The sequence below is a fragment of the Dolosigranulum pigrum ATCC 51524 genome (genome assembly GCF_000245815.1).
Lineage (GTDB): Bacteria > Bacillota > Bacilli > Lactobacillales > Carnobacteriaceae_A > Dolosigranulum > Dolosigranulum pigrum.
Window position 1 is genome coordinate 1045257 of the sequence record NZ_JH601103.1, and the last position, 17551, is coordinate 1062807.

At 34.9% G+C, this 17551-nt stretch carries 17 protein-coding genes; 16 read left to right on the plus strand and 1 reads right to left on the minus strand.

What is annotated here, in order from left to right:
• Positions 1-158 precede the first annotated feature (158 nt).
• On the plus strand, positions 159-947 hold the full coding sequence (locus HMPREF9703_RS04820; RefSeq protein WP_004636062.1) for a phosphotransferase family protein: 789 nt from the start codon (positions 159-161) through the stop codon (positions 945-947).
• Positions 948-990: 43 nt separating this feature from the next.
• A complete protein-coding gene (trmB, locus tag HMPREF9703_RS04825; RefSeq protein ID WP_004636063.1) occupies positions 991-1650 on the plus strand; it encodes a tRNA (guanosine(46)-N7)-methyltransferase TrmB in 660 nt (219 codons plus the stop codon).
• A gap of 82 nt (positions 1651-1732) precedes the next feature.
• On the opposite strand, the gene HMPREF9703_RS04830 is transcribed toward trmB, so the two are convergent.
• A complete protein-coding gene (locus HMPREF9703_RS04830) occupies positions 1733-2071 on the minus strand; it encodes a PepSY domain-containing protein (protein ID WP_004636064.1) in 339 nt (112 codons plus the stop codon).
• 201 nt (positions 2072-2272) lie between these two features.
• On the opposite strand from HMPREF9703_RS04830, the gene pepA reads away from it, so the two are divergent.
• The 14 genes from pepA (at position 2273) to HMPREF9703_RS04900 (ending at position 17469) form a co-directional block, all read left to right on the plus strand.
• Positions 2273-3346 (plus strand): glutamyl aminopeptidase, encoded by a 1074-nt coding sequence (pepA, locus tag HMPREF9703_RS04835; protein ID WP_004636065.1) that lies wholly within the window; start codon positions 2273-2275, stop codon positions 3344-3346.
• A 25-nt stretch (positions 3347-3371) separates the two neighbouring features.
• On the plus strand, positions 3372-3974 hold the full coding sequence (ytpR, locus tag HMPREF9703_RS04840) for a YtpR family tRNA-binding protein (RefSeq protein ID WP_004636066.1): 603 nt from the start codon (positions 3372-3374) through the stop codon (positions 3972-3974).
• Positions 3975-4005: 31 nt separating this feature from the next.
• On the plus strand, positions 4006-4542 hold the full coding sequence (locus HMPREF9703_RS04845; RefSeq protein WP_004636067.1) for a hypothetical protein: 537 nt from the start codon (positions 4006-4008) through the stop codon (positions 4540-4542).
• Positions 4543-4607: 65 nt separating this feature from the next.
• Positions 4608-5939 (plus strand): UDP-N-acetylmuramate--L-alanine ligase, encoded by a 1332-nt coding sequence (murC, locus tag HMPREF9703_RS04850; protein WP_004636068.1) that lies wholly within the window; start codon positions 4608-4610, stop codon positions 5937-5939.
• Between the two features lie 219 nt (positions 5940-6158).
• Positions 6159-7175, plus strand: coding sequence for a glycosyltransferase family 2 protein (locus tag HMPREF9703_RS04855; protein WP_004636069.1), 1017 nt, complete (start codon positions 6159-6161; stop codon positions 7173-7175).
• A 54-nt stretch (positions 7176-7229) separates the two neighbouring features.
• The gene (locus HMPREF9703_RS04860) at positions 7230-8651 is read left to right on the plus strand and encodes a lipopolysaccharide biosynthesis protein (protein ID WP_004636070.1); all 1422 of its coding nucleotides are present in this window, start codon (positions 7230-7232) and stop codon (positions 8649-8651) included.
• A gap of 63 nt (positions 8652-8714) precedes the next feature.
• Positions 8715-9911: a hypothetical protein gene (locus HMPREF9703_RS04865; protein WP_004636071.1), complete on the plus strand. Its 1197-nt coding sequence runs from the start codon at positions 8715-8717 to the stop codon at positions 9909-9911.
• Complete coding sequence (locus tag HMPREF9703_RS04870; protein WP_004636072.1) at positions 9899-10879, plus strand: hypothetical protein; 981 nt, start codon at positions 9899-9901, stop codon at positions 10877-10879. Before HMPREF9703_RS04865 ends, HMPREF9703_RS04870 begins: the two co-directional genes overlap by 13 nt.
• A gap of 30 nt (positions 10880-10909) precedes the next feature.
• Positions 10910-11695, plus strand: a complete 786-nt coding sequence (locus HMPREF9703_RS04875) for a glycosyltransferase family A protein (RefSeq protein ID WP_004636073.1) — start codon at positions 10910-10912, stop codon at positions 11693-11695.
• Between the two features lie 38 nt (positions 11696-11733).
• Positions 11734-12816, plus strand: a complete 1083-nt coding sequence (locus HMPREF9703_RS04880; RefSeq protein ID WP_004636074.1) for an EpsG family protein — start codon at positions 11734-11736, stop codon at positions 12814-12816.
• A 24-nt stretch (positions 12817-12840) separates the two neighbouring features.
• Entirely contained in the window at positions 12841-15366 is a 2526-nt protein-coding gene (locus tag HMPREF9703_RS04885; RefSeq protein ID WP_004636075.1) for an LTA synthase family protein, read from the plus strand.
• Between the two features lie 26 nt (positions 15367-15392).
• Complete coding sequence (locus HMPREF9703_RS04890; protein WP_004636076.1) at positions 15393-16136, plus strand: glycosyltransferase family 2 protein; 744 nt, start codon at positions 15393-15395, stop codon at positions 16134-16136.
• Between the two features lie 71 nt (positions 16137-16207).
• A complete protein-coding gene (locus HMPREF9703_RS04895) occupies positions 16208-16489 on the plus strand; it encodes a DUF503 domain-containing protein (RefSeq protein ID WP_004636077.1) in 282 nt (93 codons plus the stop codon).
• Between the two features lie 86 nt (positions 16490-16575).
• On the plus strand, positions 16576-17469 hold the full coding sequence (locus HMPREF9703_RS04900) for a DegV family protein (RefSeq protein WP_004636078.1): 894 nt from the start codon (positions 16576-16578) through the stop codon (positions 17467-17469).
• Positions 17470-17551 lie beyond the last annotated feature (82 nt).

Below are 17551 nucleotides of genomic sequence, written 5' to 3' on the forward strand. Positions count from 1 at the left end.
AATGTAGAGGACACGGTTGATTTTAGCAAAAAATTAAGAGTTACACTTCTTATCCGAACATTTAATCGGTTGACGGACAGTCCGTTTGGCTATAAAATAAGAAGTGGACGTTAGAGATGACCAGTTGATGTAAAATACAAGAGATAAGGATTGAGATAATGAATTTTGAACAAGAAACGGGGTGGACGCTTCACCCATTAAATGGCGAAACAGGACAAGCATATATGGGAATTAAGAATGAACAAAAGTTATTTTTAAAGCGGAATACCTCCCCCTTCTTGGCGGCATTATCTTTAGAAGGAATATCTCCTAAGCTAGTATGGACGAAACGAACGAGCAATGGTGATATTTTAACAGCCCAAAAATGGTGCAATGGACGCACTTTGTACAAAACAGAAATGAATATGGTACGAGTTGCGCAAAAATTAAAAGGCATTCATGCCTCAGAGACATTGAAGAAGATGTTAAAGCGAGTGGGTGGTCAGACTTACCAAGCAGAGGATTGTTTGACTGACTATTTTACTGGTTTACCGGCTGATTTAAGATATCATCCGACACTTAGCCAAGCAACCAAGTTATTAAAAAAACAACTGGATACTTTGCCAGTACCCTCGGAGTATTGTGTTTGTCATGGAGATGCTTCACATAAGAATTGGTTATTGTCTGATGAGCATGAATTGTATTTGGTAGACTGGGATTCTGTTGTTTTAGCTGATCCAGCCTACGATATGGGACAATACTTGGCAAGGTACTGCAAGCAGATTGATGCGGAACAATGGCTTAATGCGTACGATGCTCAATTGACAGAGGCATTTCGCAGACGATTAGACTGGTACCGTTTAATGATGAGTTTACTTGATATTAAGGCAGCATATATGAGTGGTCGTTTTCATAAAATGAATGCCATGATTATTCAACTTAATGAATGGATAGAAGAAACAGTGTAGCGTTAGAATCTTTATTCTAGCGCTCTTTTAAGGAGATGAGATTGTGAGATTAAGACATAAACCCTGGGCGAATGATATGTTGGCAGATTATCCCAATTACGTCATTCACGATGCCGATCATCCAGAAAATTTGCGCGGTAAGTGGGCGGAGCGATTCGGTAATGATCAACCGATCCATATCGAAATTGGTATGGGAAAAGGTCAGTTCATTATTGAAAGTGCTAAACGTCACCCGGAAATTAACTATATTGGTATTGAACGTCAATCGAGCGTGATGGTCAGTGCATTGGAGAAGCAAATAGAAGAAGATTTGGACAATGTGTGGTTATTACGTGAAAATGGTCGTGTGTTGACAGATTATTTTGCGCCCGGAGAAGTAGATCGTATTTATTTAACATTTAGTGATCCATGGCCAAAGAATCGGCATGAAAAGCGCCGATTGACCTATAAAGATTTTTTAGCTGTTTATGAACAGTTATTGCATGAGTCGGGTGAGTTACATTTCAAGACGGATAATCAAGGACTATTCGAGTACTCTCTAGCTAGTTTTTCACAATACGGGATGATCTTGGATGAAGTATATCTAGACTTGCATGCGAGTGATTTTGAAGATAATGTCATGACAGAATATGAAGAAAAATTCTCAGAAAAAGGACAGCGAATTTATCGTGTACATGCTCATTTTCCGCCGATTAATCATTAAAAATTAAAAAAATCCTGATCAATTCGTCAAAATAACTTGGTTGACGAGCCTTGATCAGGTATTTTATTCATCATTTATGCGTTTAAAGGCGGTACATATCGATCAAGCTACCTGTGTAGGCATCAACAATAAATTCATATTGCACCAGTTTTTTTTCTTCATAACGCGTGATACCACCGAAGTATACAGAAGTTTCGTAAGTAAATTTTTTCCAAGGCACTCGCTGCATCTCAATCCAAGAGCCTTCAATAGGGCCATCTACTTTAAATTCTCGTTTCATCTGGTTAAGAATTTGCTCTGGCTTTAGTGTTCGTTTTTTGGCTAATTGATGTTCTGCGACTATACCTAGCCCAAATGCGATAATAAATCCAATGAGACTGCTGGCCACCTTTTTTTGTTTATTTGAGAGTTCATCAAACATACTTTTCCTCCATTCTTCATTTTATTTCCATTTTAAAGAATTTTAAGAGGAAGTCAACTCTTAATGGATAATTTATGAGGCAATTTTTTATAATATTTATGGGAAGGCAATCATTTATTTAATGCGCCATCGTTTTATTGTATAATGGAATTAATGAATGATAAAAGGGAGGGAAGAGTTAGGGAACTAACTCGCAAAAGAATGCATGATACAGAATTTCAAACGATTAAAACATTAACTGAACTCCAGAGTACTGCTGGGTTCGAACATAATATTCGTAATTATTTAAGAAAAGAAATGACACCACTTGTTGATGAGGTACAAGTCGATGGTCTTGGGGGTATTTTTGGTATTCGTCGTCATAAGGATACGGATGCACCGAAGTTGATGATTGCCTCTCACATGGATGAAATTGGTTTTATGGTAAAGGCAATTAAAGACAATGGGTTACTGGAAGTCACAGCGCTCGGTGGCTGGAATCCATACGTTGTCTCAGCACAACGCTTTACCGTCCAAACGTCTGCTGGTGATTACCCAATCGTATCAAGCTCCGTTCCACCACATTTGCTGCGGGGCAAAAATAGTAACACTTCTATTGATGTGAGTGATATTTTATTTGATGGAGGATTTGCTTCTAAGGATGAAGCAGAGTCATTCGGTGTACGACCGGGAGACCCAATAGTGCCTGATGTGAAGACAATTCAGATGGCAAATGGAAAAGTTATTGCTAGTAAAGCATGGGATAACCGCTTTGGAACAGCAGCTGTTTTAGAATCGCTCCGTGACTTGAAAGATACGCCACTGAAGTCAACTTTAATTGCAGGAGCAAACGTTCAGGAAGAGGTTGGTTTGCGTGGAACTAAAGGAGCTGTCCGTAAGTTTAAGCCAGATGTTTTCTTTGCTGTTGATTGCTCACCGGCTGATGACATGAGTGGAGCGAAGGATGCAAATGGTCGTATGGGAGATGGGGTATTGATTCGGATTTATGATCCAAGTTATATTATGTCCCGTGAAATGCGTGATTATCTCTTAGATACAGCTGAGTCGAATGATATTCCGTATCAATACTATACGTCAAAAGGTGGAACTGATGCAGCAGCGGCTCACCAACTACTTGAGGGGATTCCCACTGGTGTGATTGCCATGGCTGGCCGTTATATCCATACCCATCAGACATTATTCCATATTGAAGATTATCACGCAGCGAAAGCATTACTCCGAGAAATTATCACAACATTTGACCAAAGTACACTGGACACGTTAACCGTAAAATAAATAATAAGAGTATAAGGAGACTATAATGATTGCAACAAGTTATAATAATAAAGGATTAACCGATACATTAATTATTACATTGGCACAGTCCGATGTAGCGGATCAAACATTTAAGCGCAAGGGAAATATTACTGAGATTAAACGGAAGGATCAGGTTGTTGGGTACAATATTTTCCAAGTATCAGAATTAATTGATTTATCAGAGAGTGGCCCGGTTCAATTAACTGCGGATCAAGTTGACCGCTTAAATTCTGCCATTCAAGTAGCAGGATTCGATGGTCGACTAGAAGCTGATACATCACCCAAATTTGTCGTTGGGTATGTGAAAGAGTGTAAACCGCACGAAGATAGTGATCACTTAAGTATCACGCAAGTAGAAGTGGACGGTGGTGACGTCTTACAAATCGTTTGTGGTGCCAGTAATATTGCGCAAGACCAGACAGTTGTTGTTGCCAAACCGGGTGCTATTATGCCAGATGGAATGGTCATTTATCCAGGCGAACTACGCGGTGTTGAGAGCTTAGGTATGATTTGTTCGGCAAGAGAGTTGGGGATTGAGTCCAATCAGAAGAAAGGGATTCTTGTTCTGGACGACGAATATGAAGTCGGACAAGCCTTCCAATTTTAAATAGTAGAAGTTCTAACGAAAGGAGTCTGACATGGGAAAATATGATGGACCGAGTATTTTTAAACAACAATATACAAATAAAACAACTAAAGTCACTCAGAAGAATGAGCAGTCTTCCAAAACCCAGCCTGTTGCAGCAGATAAACTAAGCAATCATGTTTCACCGCAACATAAACAACCAGCTGATTATCTAGAAGATGATCAACCATTAACTGTGGAGCAAGGAGAGGCCTATCAACCCATTTTTCGAGCAACTGAAATCCCATCTCCCATGTTTGGCTATAGTAAAAAACAGCGAGAGCGCATGGGAGAAGTAGCTGGGAGAGAAGAGTTTGAGCTAGAATGGAATTATCAACGACTCAAATCCCATATGACCCAAAAAATGAAACATAAAGATTTTATTATAACTGAAGAATGTCTATCACCGCGCACTATTTCAAAATGGAAAAAGCATACACCAAGTATTGAGCAAAGTTCTCGACCGAAAAAGAATCAATCATCGACCTCCAAATTATCCACCTCTCAGTCAAAGCAGCGCTCATCCGGATCGAAGAAAAAGAAACACTAGCTTTTTTTGAAGATTTCATTTATTATGATAAGGCTGATAGATAGAGAATTTTGGGAGGAACAAAAATGAACCAGAACACAATATATCATTTTGTAGGAATTAAAGGATCGGGTATGAGTGCCTTAGCAACCATCCTACACGATCGCGGATTAACTGTACAAGGTTCCGATGTCGCAAAATATTTCTTCACGCAAAAACGATTAGAAGATAACGGTATTAAAATATTGGAATTTAATGAAGCAAATATCAGTGAAGGTATGACCATTATTGCGGGTAATGCGTTTTCAGATGATCATCCAGAGCTGGTGAGAGCAAGTGAACTCGGCTTAAATATAATTCGTTATCATGATTTTATGTCAGAAATTATGACCGAATCGACTAGTATTGCCATCACTGGTTCACACGGAAAAACATCGACAACCGGTCTAATGGCGCATGTCTTAAGAAATATAAAACCAACCAGTTATTTAATTGGAGATGGAACCGGCCGTGGAGAAGTAGATGCAGATTATTTTGTCTTCGAAGCCTGTGAATATCGCCGTCACTTCTTATCTTATACACCAGATTATGCAGTAATTACAAATATTGACTTCGATCATCCAGATTATTATACAAGCATTGAGGATGTACAAGAAGCATTCACCTCATTTGCTTCTGGAGTGAAGAAAGCAATCTTCGCATGTGGAGATGATCAACGTCTCTTAAATATGGCAAGCTCGGTTCCTATTATTTTTTATGGAATGGGCGAACATAATGATTTCCGCGCTGAGAACATTGAGCGAACGACAGAAGGGTCAAGCTTTGATGTTTATATTCGTGGAGAATATTATGCACATTTTGACATTCCAACATTTGGCCAGCACAATATCCAAAATGCACTGTCAGTTATTGCAGTAGCTCACTACGAAGGTCTAGAGCGGGAGCATGTGGCAAAACACTTACGTTCGTTCGCAGGGGTGAAGCGTCGTTTTTCAGAAAAAATATTTGAAAACACAATTGTTATAGATGATTATGCTCACCATCCAGCTGAAATTAGAGCCACGTTAGATGCAGCTAGACAGAAGTATCCCAATAAAGAAATTATTGCGGTCTTCCAACCACATACATTTACACGAACTATTGCTTTGTTGACTGAATTTGCTGAAGCATTAGACTTAGCAGATAGTGTTTATTTATGTAATATATTTAATTCCGCTCGTGAAGCAAGTGGCGACATTACGATTGAAGATTTATTAACCAAAACAGATAAAGGGCGATCAGTCTTGCATGAAGATGATGTCTCACCACTATTAGATCATCGTGATGGCGTTATCGTCTTTATGGGAGCGGGAGATGTTGATAAATTTGAATTTGCGTTCGAAAAATTATTGTCTAGTACGCAACGCTCACAATTATAAAATAAGCGACTTACTAAAAACAATAATATAACTCTCTTTTGCTATTTCATAGTAACAAAAGGGAGTTTTTGTACTGATTAATCAAGTATATTGATTAAATTAAAATTATACAAGGCTATGACTAAAGTCAATTATAATCTTAATGATTTCTTCAAAGAAATATGATAAAATCAACTATAGTGTATATTTCAAAGATAGTAGCGAAAGGAGTTAAAAATATTGAGTAAGGAATTTCATAATATAAAAATTAGTGTGGTTATTCCTGTGTATAATGTCGAAAAGTATGTTGGACGATGTTTGCAATCGGTAGTAGATCAAACAATTTTTAAACAATTAGATATTGTAGTCGTAAATGATGGTAGCACAGACTCCAGCTTAAATATATGCCAATCATTTGCTAAGCGATACAATAATATTAAGGTTATTTCACAAGAAAATAGTGGATTGGCTGCTGCTCGAATAACTGGTCTTGATTATTGCCAAGAAGATTATATTACATTTATAGATTCAGATGATTTTATTGAAGATGATTGTATGGAGATCTTACTGAATCTAATATTAAGCTATAATGCTGACATAGCACAAATTAATTATTATGCTTATTTCGAAGATGGTCAGAAAGTAAAAACAACTAGTGACACTAGTACGAAGGTTTTTAATAATTTTGAAGATAGTTTACATGATCTTCTTATCCCAGAGAATTATTTGAGATATGGAGTATGTGGATCATTATTTAAGAAGGAAATCTTGAAACAGACCTATTTCAGAGAAAAAGATCACATAAATGAAGATATATTTTTTAAAATTAAAGCATTAAAAGCAGCAAAAACAGTAGTCATTGATAATAGCGCACACAAGTATGCTTATGTACAACGTGGCAATTCTTTAATGCGTAGCCCCTTTTCAGAGAAAAAGCTACATATTTTAGAAATCTATCAGGATTTATTAACTATGGATTTAACAGCTCGAGAGCGTCAGTTAATCGAAGTGAAATTAATCTTGAGTAAGATAGAATTAGCAGAGCAAACGACCGATAAAGCTCGAAATAATCAACATTTAGCGAAGATAAAACAGCAATTAATGACAGATATTAAAAACTTTAACGTGTCGGAATACAAAGCAATATTAGATCGTCGGACATTAACTAAAATATATCTCGGGAAAATTTCACCCGCACTGTATAGAAAAGCAGTAAAATTGTATATGACTATTAAACATAAATTCAATAAATTATAGTGTAATACAAAATAGCAATAGTAGAAGAGTTTTATTCGAAAGGAAACATGATAGATGTTATTTGAACAATTTAAAAAAGGAATATTATATACTGCAATAGGAAAATATTCTCTCGTTATTATTCAGTTGTTTGTCCAAGCTATTCTAGCCAGGTTGTTGGTTCCTGAAGAGTTTGGAATTGTATCTGCAATCAATATTTTCTTAGTATTTTTCCAATTACTTTCTGATTTTGGAATAGGTGCTGCTATTGTACAAAACAAGGATTTAACGGATAGTGATATTAATTCAATTTTTAGCTTTAGTATTTATTTTGCGTTGGCACTTGCTATTGTTTTTGCCTTGCTTGGTTATCCGATCAGTTTATTTTATAACAATCCTGTTTTTATTAATGTTAGTTATGTACTGGCAATTACTGCCTTCTTTTATGGGATATTAGTGGTACCTCAATCACTGCTTTTACAAAAACAAAATTTTAAATTTTTAAATATGACTACGGTAATTGGTGCTGTTATCGGAGGGGTTACCTCAATTTTACTAGCGTATTTAAACTTCAGTTATTATGCTATTATTATTGGGAATACCGTTAAAGCAGCTTCGTTTTTTACTGTTTTTTACTTACTGACAAAACCAACCTTTAAATTTAAATTTGATTTTACTCCATTGAAGAAGATTTATGCTTATTCTAGAAATCAATTTTTATTTAATTTTGTTAATTATTTTTCACGTAATTTAGATAGCCTATTAATTGGGCGTTATTTTGGTTCGAGTCAATTGGCGTATTATGATCAAGCATACAAAGTTTCGCTCTATCCAAATCAAGTATTGACAAGCCTTATTACTTCAGTTGTTCATCCTATTATGTCTGAGTATCAAGATGAGACAGATAAAATTAAACAAGTTTACTTGAAAATTGTTCATTTACTAGCATTAGTGGGGGTACCACTTTCCGTATTTTTATACTACAATGCGCATGATATAATTTTCTTCTTATTTGGTAATCAATGGGGCAATAGTGTTCCTGTATTCCAAATTTTAGCCTTATCTGTATGGGCTCAAATGATTTTAGCTAGTACAGGTGGAATTTTTCAGTCAGGCAATCGGACCGATTTATTGCTTACTTCCGGGATATTGTCGACTATTTTGAATGTAGTAGGGATTGTTATTGGGTTACTGATAGGAACGATTGAATCAGTTGCAGTAGCACTAATTATTACGTTCTTCATTAATTTAATGCAAGTTAATTACTTCTTACTTATTGTACAGTTTAGCAGTTCAATCTTAGAGTTTATCAAGCCATTGAAACATCCATTTCTTATTGGTGTTTTAGAATTAGTCGTATTTATCTTATTGCCAACTCTACCATTCGCACCCTTCCAAAATTTAATTATTAAAGGATTTATATTTGTTGTTGTTTGGATTGTGGGATTATTTATTTCTGGAGAGTTCTTTAAGTTAAAACGTGATTTAATCCGCTAAAAACTGCGGGAGTATCCCAACAGCCTAGTAGCTATTGGGATTGTGAAAGGATAAGATTTATAAATGAGACATACAGCGTCCAAAATTTATCAGTTATATCCAACAATATTTAATACAGCGCTGATAGTGTTATTAGTATGGGTGATGATCCTTAGTGATTGGTCTGTTTTAAATGTTTCATTCGGTGATTTTTTATTAGTAGGAATCGTTCTATTATTGTTGAGTAATGTACCCATAGATTTTTCAAAAAAACAGCAGCAGTTATTTACTATCAGTACTAGCAGTATTATACTGATAACATTGCTAGCCTATATTACCGGTCCAGCAGATATGAATATCAAATTATTGTTGTTTTCAAATGTGAAATTAATGTTTTATATTGGGACGGTAATGATGATCTACAATTATATTAGTAGTCGAGGATTGAAGCCTAAGTTTGTGCGAATAAATACGTACATGAGTTTATTGGTCATCGCAATTGGTATCGTTATTATTTATTTTATATTAACGGATCAATTGGATATTTTACACAAAATTTGGTATTTTACGCGTATAGATGATCGAAGTTATCACTTAGGAAGCAGTGATATTATTCGTATGCGCAGTCTATTTGCTGAACCAGCTCATTTAGGATTTTATTTAAATATCTCACTTTATTTCGTGTTAAAACAAAGAAATAAATATTGGTTGGTTTATGCTGTATTAATTAGTATCGGTATAGTCTTAACTTTGAGTTATAGTATGATAATGATCGGCAGTTGGTTAATTATGAGTACAATTGCAAAACATGTGAAGTTATCTCAGTTTAAGTGGGACGGACGTTACTTAATTGTTGTGGCAGTTATGTTACTGATTGCTCTCATTTTTGGAGAATTCTTATACGAAGCAATCTATATTCGAACATTGAATATTCTATCTGGTGAAGATGGATCAGCAATAGCTCGATTGATGGGAAGTTGGCAACAAATTGACTCTGGCTATTTGTTATTCGGAGTAGGTGCCGCACATTCCACCAATATTACGAATATGTATGCTTACGCTCTAAGTGATTTTGGCATAATTGGCTTGTTAGGTTTATTAGCAGGGACTGGGATTATATTTACATTTGGTCTTCGTGAAGGGGTATTTTTCACTCTAATGAATATCTCGAAAGGTGGTTACTTGAATCCACTGTTCTGGTTGTTTATACTTGTAATAGGACTAACAAATTTTAATCATAAACATACAAATAGAGATGGAGAGAAAATATGGATTTTATAAATGAAGTCGTTCGATTTATCAAAAATAATATAAAAAAAATGATTGTATGGTCATTGGGTCTTTCTGTGATTTTAATTGGCGTGCTAGTTGCAGGGAGTCTATTAGGTAAGAATGGCCGTGACTATAAATCTAAAGATGATCAGGCTGTATCCGAATACTATGAACAGCAATTTTCATTTTTAGTAGAAGATAGTCAAGGCGATGTGGTGAACAATCCAGAATTAATTGAAGAAGAACTAAAACTTACTGGCTTGGTTAAGGAAATTGAAGCTTCATATGATGTCACTCTCGTTCCTGAACTTGTTGATGCCGATCAAAATATCACCATTACAAGCAATGATTCTGGGTTACATCAGTTAACCATTAGTTTGCCTGACCAACAAAAAAGTAACGAAATAGCTCATTTATTTAGAGACTTAGTTGTAGGGAAAAAATTAAAAGTGCTAGAGGATAGAAAAGTTTCATTAATTGGAGATGTTCGCTTATTGCAAGATGAAGAAAAAATATTGGAAAATACCCGGGGCATTAATGGCATGAAGTATTTAACGACTAAATATATTCTTCTAATGATTATAATAAGTATTTCTCTCTCAATTGTTTTGATTATTATAAAAGAATGGCTCAGTCCAACACTAAATTATGTCTTTAGCTATGATGCTGACAAACATGAGCAATTAATTGTATTAAGTAAACAAGAAATTGAAGAAAATCCAGATAATTTCCAATCACTCTTACTGCAGGATGACCATACGCTTTGGTTAGCTGAACGAGATCCAATTATACTTGCAAATGATACATTAGCAACTGTATCAAAGGTGACGCCAAATGATATTCAAAACTTATCTAAAGCGGTTATTGTTATTGAACCGTTTTATACTAAAAAACAATGGTATAAAGAACAACTTCAATTATGTAAATGGCATCAACTACCAATGAGTATCTTACAACTAAATGATCTCAAAAAATAAATGTATGAAGGTAACTAACGAGGTGTAATAATGAATGATTCAATAGAAATGCTTATATCGACAATGAATACCGATAGTCAATCATTGGTAAAAAAAATGAATATCCAAACGAATGCAATTGTCATTAATCAAACAAATCAAGTAAAGTATAACATGTTTCATTTGGATAAAAATACTATTCAAGAATATCAGTTTAATGAGCGAGGCATTGGTTTAAGTCGTAATAATGCATTACTACGGGCAACAGCAGATATTTGTATGATGGCAGATGATGATATGGTATATGTTGATAATTACCCGGACCTTGTAAAGTCAGAGTATGAAAAATATCCAGATGCAGATATGATTTTATTCAATGTTCGTATTCATGATGAAAAAGGGACACAGGAAAAAGTTGATCAAAATGGAAAAGTGCATTACTTTAATAGTCTAAGATATGGCACAGTAACTTTTTCATTTAGAAGAGATTCGGTGCTCCGTCACAATATATTCTTTTCGCAGTTGTTTGGTGGTGCCAAATATGGGAATGGCGAAGATTCTATTTTTTTGTGGGATTGCCTAAAAGCTAATATGAATATTCGTAAATCAACAAAAATTATTGCTGATGTTTATAATGAAGAATCCACGTGGTTTAAGGGATTCGACGAAAAATTTTTTCTAGATCGCGGAGCGCTTTATAGAGCTTTAAGTAAACGATTTTATAAACTTTTAATTTGGCAATATGCTATTAGAAAACGACATACGTTTCCAGAAAATATGTCCGTTTTTGAAAGTATTCAGCTTATGTTACGTGGGGCTAGAACCTTCAGTCAGTAAGGATCAAATTTACTTGAACAGCATAGAAGAGGGAGTTTATGATTTGGATAGCACATATTTTCTTTTTGAGTATTCTTTTAATAATCGCAAGATACTTTAAAAACGAAAAAATATTTATTTATAGTTCATTTATTTATATTTTATTTGTTTATGGGCAACGTTGGTTATCAGGAACAGATTTTCCCAATTATTTGCTATATTACTTAACCAGTTTTACACGACGAACAGAATTCCTATATTTTGGTCTACAGGAATTACTTGCAACTCACAATATTTATTTTGGATTATTCATTTTTCTTATACTATTTATAATTATGCATAACTATTATTCATTTTTTAAGAAGATAGATAAACAGGTTGTCATGATGATCGCATTATTTTTATTCTCAGAAATATTTGTAGCGCAATTATCACAATTACGACAATATGTAGCTGTTAGTTTTTTTACATTAGCATTTTATTACATGTTTCAGCAGAAATACTTTAAAACAGTTATACATATTATTCTAGCAGCAGGATTCCATATGTCAGCTATTTTTATGTCGATATTTTTATTTTTAAAAATGAAAATTTCACGAAAAGTGGCACTTATCTTAGTAGGAATTTCATTAATGCTACCATTAATAAATATTCAGTTTATTTTTAACTTAAGTATTTTTTCACGTTATGCCAGTTATTTAGATAGTGTCTATAATGTTGGTCTAAGTCCTTTTCATTTAGCTAAGTTTTATGGATTAGCGTTGGTAGCTTTGTATTATATATTGAAAATTGATAAGTTTAATGAAACAACCATTGAACGAATGATCTTGAATGGTATGTTGTTAAATATTTTGTTATATGGTATGAGTTTTCAATTTGCGTTGTTAATTCGGGTAAGTGCCTACTTTAAAGTTTTTGAGATTGTCTTTTTAGTCTATTATGCTGATCGCCTGAAAGGGACGTCTACTCGTTTAATTCAAACGGTAGTGGTGTTATTTTTCTTAGGCATTTTTGGAGGTATTATTTTAACAGATCCATATGATATCTATCCGTATGAATTCGAACCGTTAAGATTATTTGAAAAAAGACCAAAGCCGGTTGTTAGACGGGAAGTTGATCGCTTTTATTTAATGAGAGAGTAATCAGTCGTAAGAAAGGAGTTTAATATGAAAAAAATGACCCAATACCCACACATTTCGAAAATCGTGTCTATTTTATTTGTATCGTTTGTCGTGTTATTTATTTATATTTTCAGAAGTGAATTTTATACGGGTATCGAAGGTTCAACAATGCGAATTGTTTCTTTAGACAAAAATAATGAAGAGGCACTGGGTCATTACCAAGACTTAAGGAATATTAAAATAAATGGTTCTAATGTTGATATGAATCAATCTATGGTGGAAACAGATCAAACTCATTTAATGACGACTGGAACGCGTGGAATCATTATGGAAGGACCCAATCAAGAAGTAAGATTCCCAATTTCTTCCGTAAGTACATTATCTTTCGATTATGTTTCGGGTAGTTATCATGGCATTATACAGATTTATATTGATGATCAATTAATTGAAGAGATGGATACATATACTGAATATTACCATACAAATTATTACTATAATGATTTGTCTACAGGTATTGGAATTTCTAGGCATAATATTGGCTGGTACTTAGCTGTTATGGTTACAGTGTTTGCAGGGGTGTATTTAATAAAACATAATTTATGGAAAAACGATCATTTTAAGTGGAAGTTAACGCTTATTGGAATCCTTACAGTTGGATTATATGGTGTATTGAAAATTATTTCACGGTTTTATCATGTCAATAGTATCCACTGGTTAACATCTACGTTTTCAATTCATTCAGTTACAGTAGGAATGGGGTTAATCGGAATATTTTTACTAATTAATAGCACAGTTTTAGAGGTGTTATTAAAGCATTATGTTGAATGGCTACGTGTAGTTTATTTAGGAATTCCATTTTTTGTTCTATATTTATTACAAGCAGCATGGTCTACATATCAAGATATAGCATCTCCCTTTTTTATGATTAATATTTTGTTAATTAGTATTATAATAGTTGTGTTATCCCTATTTTTAACATCTATTCGAATGGCAAGTGTTGTTTTAGTAGCGATTGCTTATGGTACATCAATTATAAATAAAATATTAATTGATACACGTAATATTCCGCTGCAGTCCTATCATCTACGCCAGGTACAGGACGGACTGAATGTCGCTGATACGGTTGTTATTGAGTTAAATCATCAGGTTATTATAATGACTTTATTTAGTACCTTATTTATGATGGGGATAATTAGTCTACCACTGAAACGCCAAACAATACCAAAGCTAAAAAGATGGCAAGCATCGTTGACGGGGGCAGTTGCCTTATTGTTATTACCTTTCATGACAACAACGGTAACTTCACAGGTGGAAACAGAGTTTTATTTTTGGCGAATGGCGAATTCTTATGCTGAGAAAGGATTTTTATTCTCATTCATCGAGTTATATAATCGCTCGAAAATTACAGAGCCTGATAATTATTCTATCGCTAAGGCGGAGGAAATTTTGCAAGAATATCCAGGTAACCTTGCATCTGGTCTACAACCGAATATTGTTCTTATTCAGAATGAATCATTGTATGATTTTAACTCATTTGAAGGAATGGAATTAATGCCCAATCCTTTTGTTCATATGCATCGCGCTGCGGAAGAAGGAATTGCTGGTGACTTAACTGTCTCGGTTTATGGTGGCGGAACAGCTAATTCTGAGTATGAAGTCTTATCTAGTCATGCGTTATCTATTTTTCCTCCAGGTACATTCCCATTCCAACAGCTACTAAACAAGTCCAATCGGCGTCCAAGTATTGCAACTGAATTGGCTAATCAAGGTTACAAGACAATTGGCATGCATCCACAAACATTGACGAACTATAATCGCGATAATGCCTGGATGAATTTAGGCATCAATGAGACGTACTTTACTGATTCGACTCCAGACATTGCCTCGTTTGTTGAGTATGATCATGTTCGAAATTATGTATCTGATGCTACCCTCTACCAAGGTACGATGAATTTAATTAATGATAGAGAAGAGCCAATATTTTCATTCGTAGCGACCATGCAAGGACACGGCGGGTATGATCAACCAGAAGCTAATCGAGAAGTATTAGTCAACGGGGATGCTGATTTATTGCAAGAAAGTGTCTATTTTTCAACAATGAAAGAGTCGGATGAAGGATTCGGACAATTGATGGATCAGTTGAATCAATCCGATGAGCCAACTATTGTGATGATGTATGGCGATCACCAACCGACCTTATCGGATGAATTTTATAACAAATATATGCCGGGTGCGGAAATTCCGTATCAGTATAAGACGAATTATGTGATCTGGGCTAATTTTGATTTGCCTGAGAAAGATTACGGCACAATCAGTCCCAATTATTTAATGCCTGTTTTACTGGATGTATTAGCTGAGACGGATTATGCGTTAGATGTTAATAGTTTTTACCAATTTTTATTAGAAGCAATGGATACAATGCCGGTTATGACCACTTGGGGCTATTACGATCCAAATACAGATGAATATGTTGAAAATCCAGTAGATGATGAAGTGTTTAGTCAATATAGTAGCTTACAATATTATCGTGCAATCGATAAGCGATATCTGATGGAACCGACAGAAAATTGATAAAATACTGAAGAGGAGAAGTGTAGATGAATAGACAATCATATAAAGAGTTAGTCTCAATTATTATGCCAGCGTATAATGCAGCAACTTTTATTCAAGAAACGATTCAGTCTGTGATTAACCAGACTTATCAGAACTGGGAGCTACTCATTGTTGATGATGCTTCAACAGATGATACCATAGATAAAATTCGATCCTTGGAAGATCATCGTATTAAATTAATCCCATTAGCGAAAAATAGTGGCGCCGCTATTGCCCGTAATACAGCTATTACGCAGGCTAAGGGGGAGTATTTGGCCTTTCTTGATAGTGATGATTTGTGGGTACCTAATAAGTTAGAGAGGCAGCTCACATTTATGAAAGAGCATGGATATTTATTCACTTGTACTGAACATGGTGTGCTAGAAGAAAACGGCGAAATCTCAGAAATAAAAACAGTTAAGCCCCAAGCAAGTTATATGGATATTCTCAAGAATAACGCGGGGAATTCGACCATTATGTATAATTGTCAAGTGTTAGGCAAGTATTATTCTCCTGACATTAAGCGACGCAACGATATAACAATGTGGTTGCAAGTGATTAAAGAAACACCTTACTTATACGGAATGCAGGAGCCATTGACAATTTACCGTAAGCGAGGAGATTCATTATCAGCTAACAAATTAACCTTAATTCGTTATCAGTGGAAGTTATATCGCGAAATCGAACAGCTATCAGTATTCACCTCTTTAAAATTATTAATCTTAAAAGTCATTGATGTGCTCACTTAGAAAATGATATATTTTTATCGTTGAAAATTGATTATTTGTTTTAAAAATGATATAATAAATAGGAGGCCATGATGAAAGGATTAGCTTTGGAAGTGGAGTTAATTATTCAGGAATCATTTTCATTGAAAGATAAGCGACGTGTACTCAAAAGTATATTAGATAAATCACGAGCTAAGTACAATGTTGCCGCAGCAGAGGTGAGTGAACAAGAAATATTGAATCGAGCTGTGCTGGCCTTCTCTTCAGTTAGCAATCAATACGGTCAATGCGAACGAGTTTTGCGGTCAGTTATTCACTTAATTGATGATCAATATCAAGTTGAGATTGTCCGAATAGTGTGGACTGAATTTTAATACAATATGAGCTGAATAAACTGATTCAGCTCAGCAGATACGTTTGAATAAGATAAAATGAATTTACACATGAAAGGGATAGCATAATGATTCGAGTTATAATTGATTCAGCAACAGATATTAATCAACAAATTATAGACTTGTATGGAGACAAGTTTGATTTTATTCCGCTCTCTGTTATTATGGATGGAAAATCTTACACAGATCGCGTGGATGTTACTCTACAAGAGGTGCATAATTATATGAAAGACGGTAATATGCCTAAAACCTCGCAAATTTCACCGCAAGCAGCGATCGATAAGTTTACCGAAATTGCTGAAGCAGGTGATGATGCCATTTATATTTCACTCAGTAGCGCCTTGTCGGGAACATATCAAGTGGGAATGAATGCCTTGCGAGAAGTCCAAGAAGAGTATCCAGACTTCAAAGGAGCTATAATAGATTCTAAGTCAGCTGCTGGCTTGTTAACAATTTTATATGTTCAAGCCCAAGAATTAATTAAAGCAGATGTGCCTTTCGATGAGATTGTTGAGCTGTTAAATGACCAGGCTGAGCATGGGGTGACATTCCTATGTGTGGATGACCTGAACTGGCTAGCCAAGGGGGGACGCTTACCGAAAGCAATCGGTACAATTGGTTCAATGTTGAAAGTCAAACCTTTCCTAAGCTTAGATGATAACGGTGAGATTATAAAAGAAGCGCTTGTTCGTGGGAAAGATCGTGTCTATACAAAAATGATCGAGAAAAGTATTGATCTATTACAACAGACTTCTGAACAAATTGTTGTTGTTAGTCATGTCGGTCGTGTAGAAATTGCTGAAAAAATTAAAGCCTCTATAAAAGAAGCTGTCAATGCAACTATTCTGATTACAGAAATTAGTCCCGTAACAGCAGCTCATATTGGAATTGGTGGAGCCGGTGTTTTCTTTTTAAATCATGTGCCCAACGAGTACCGTATTCCCAATGCTTTAAAACACTAATAGTATAACTTAGGATACATCAGACATACTTCTTTCGAGATAGGCTATGTTAGTCTACTTTGAAGGGAGTATGTTCATTTGT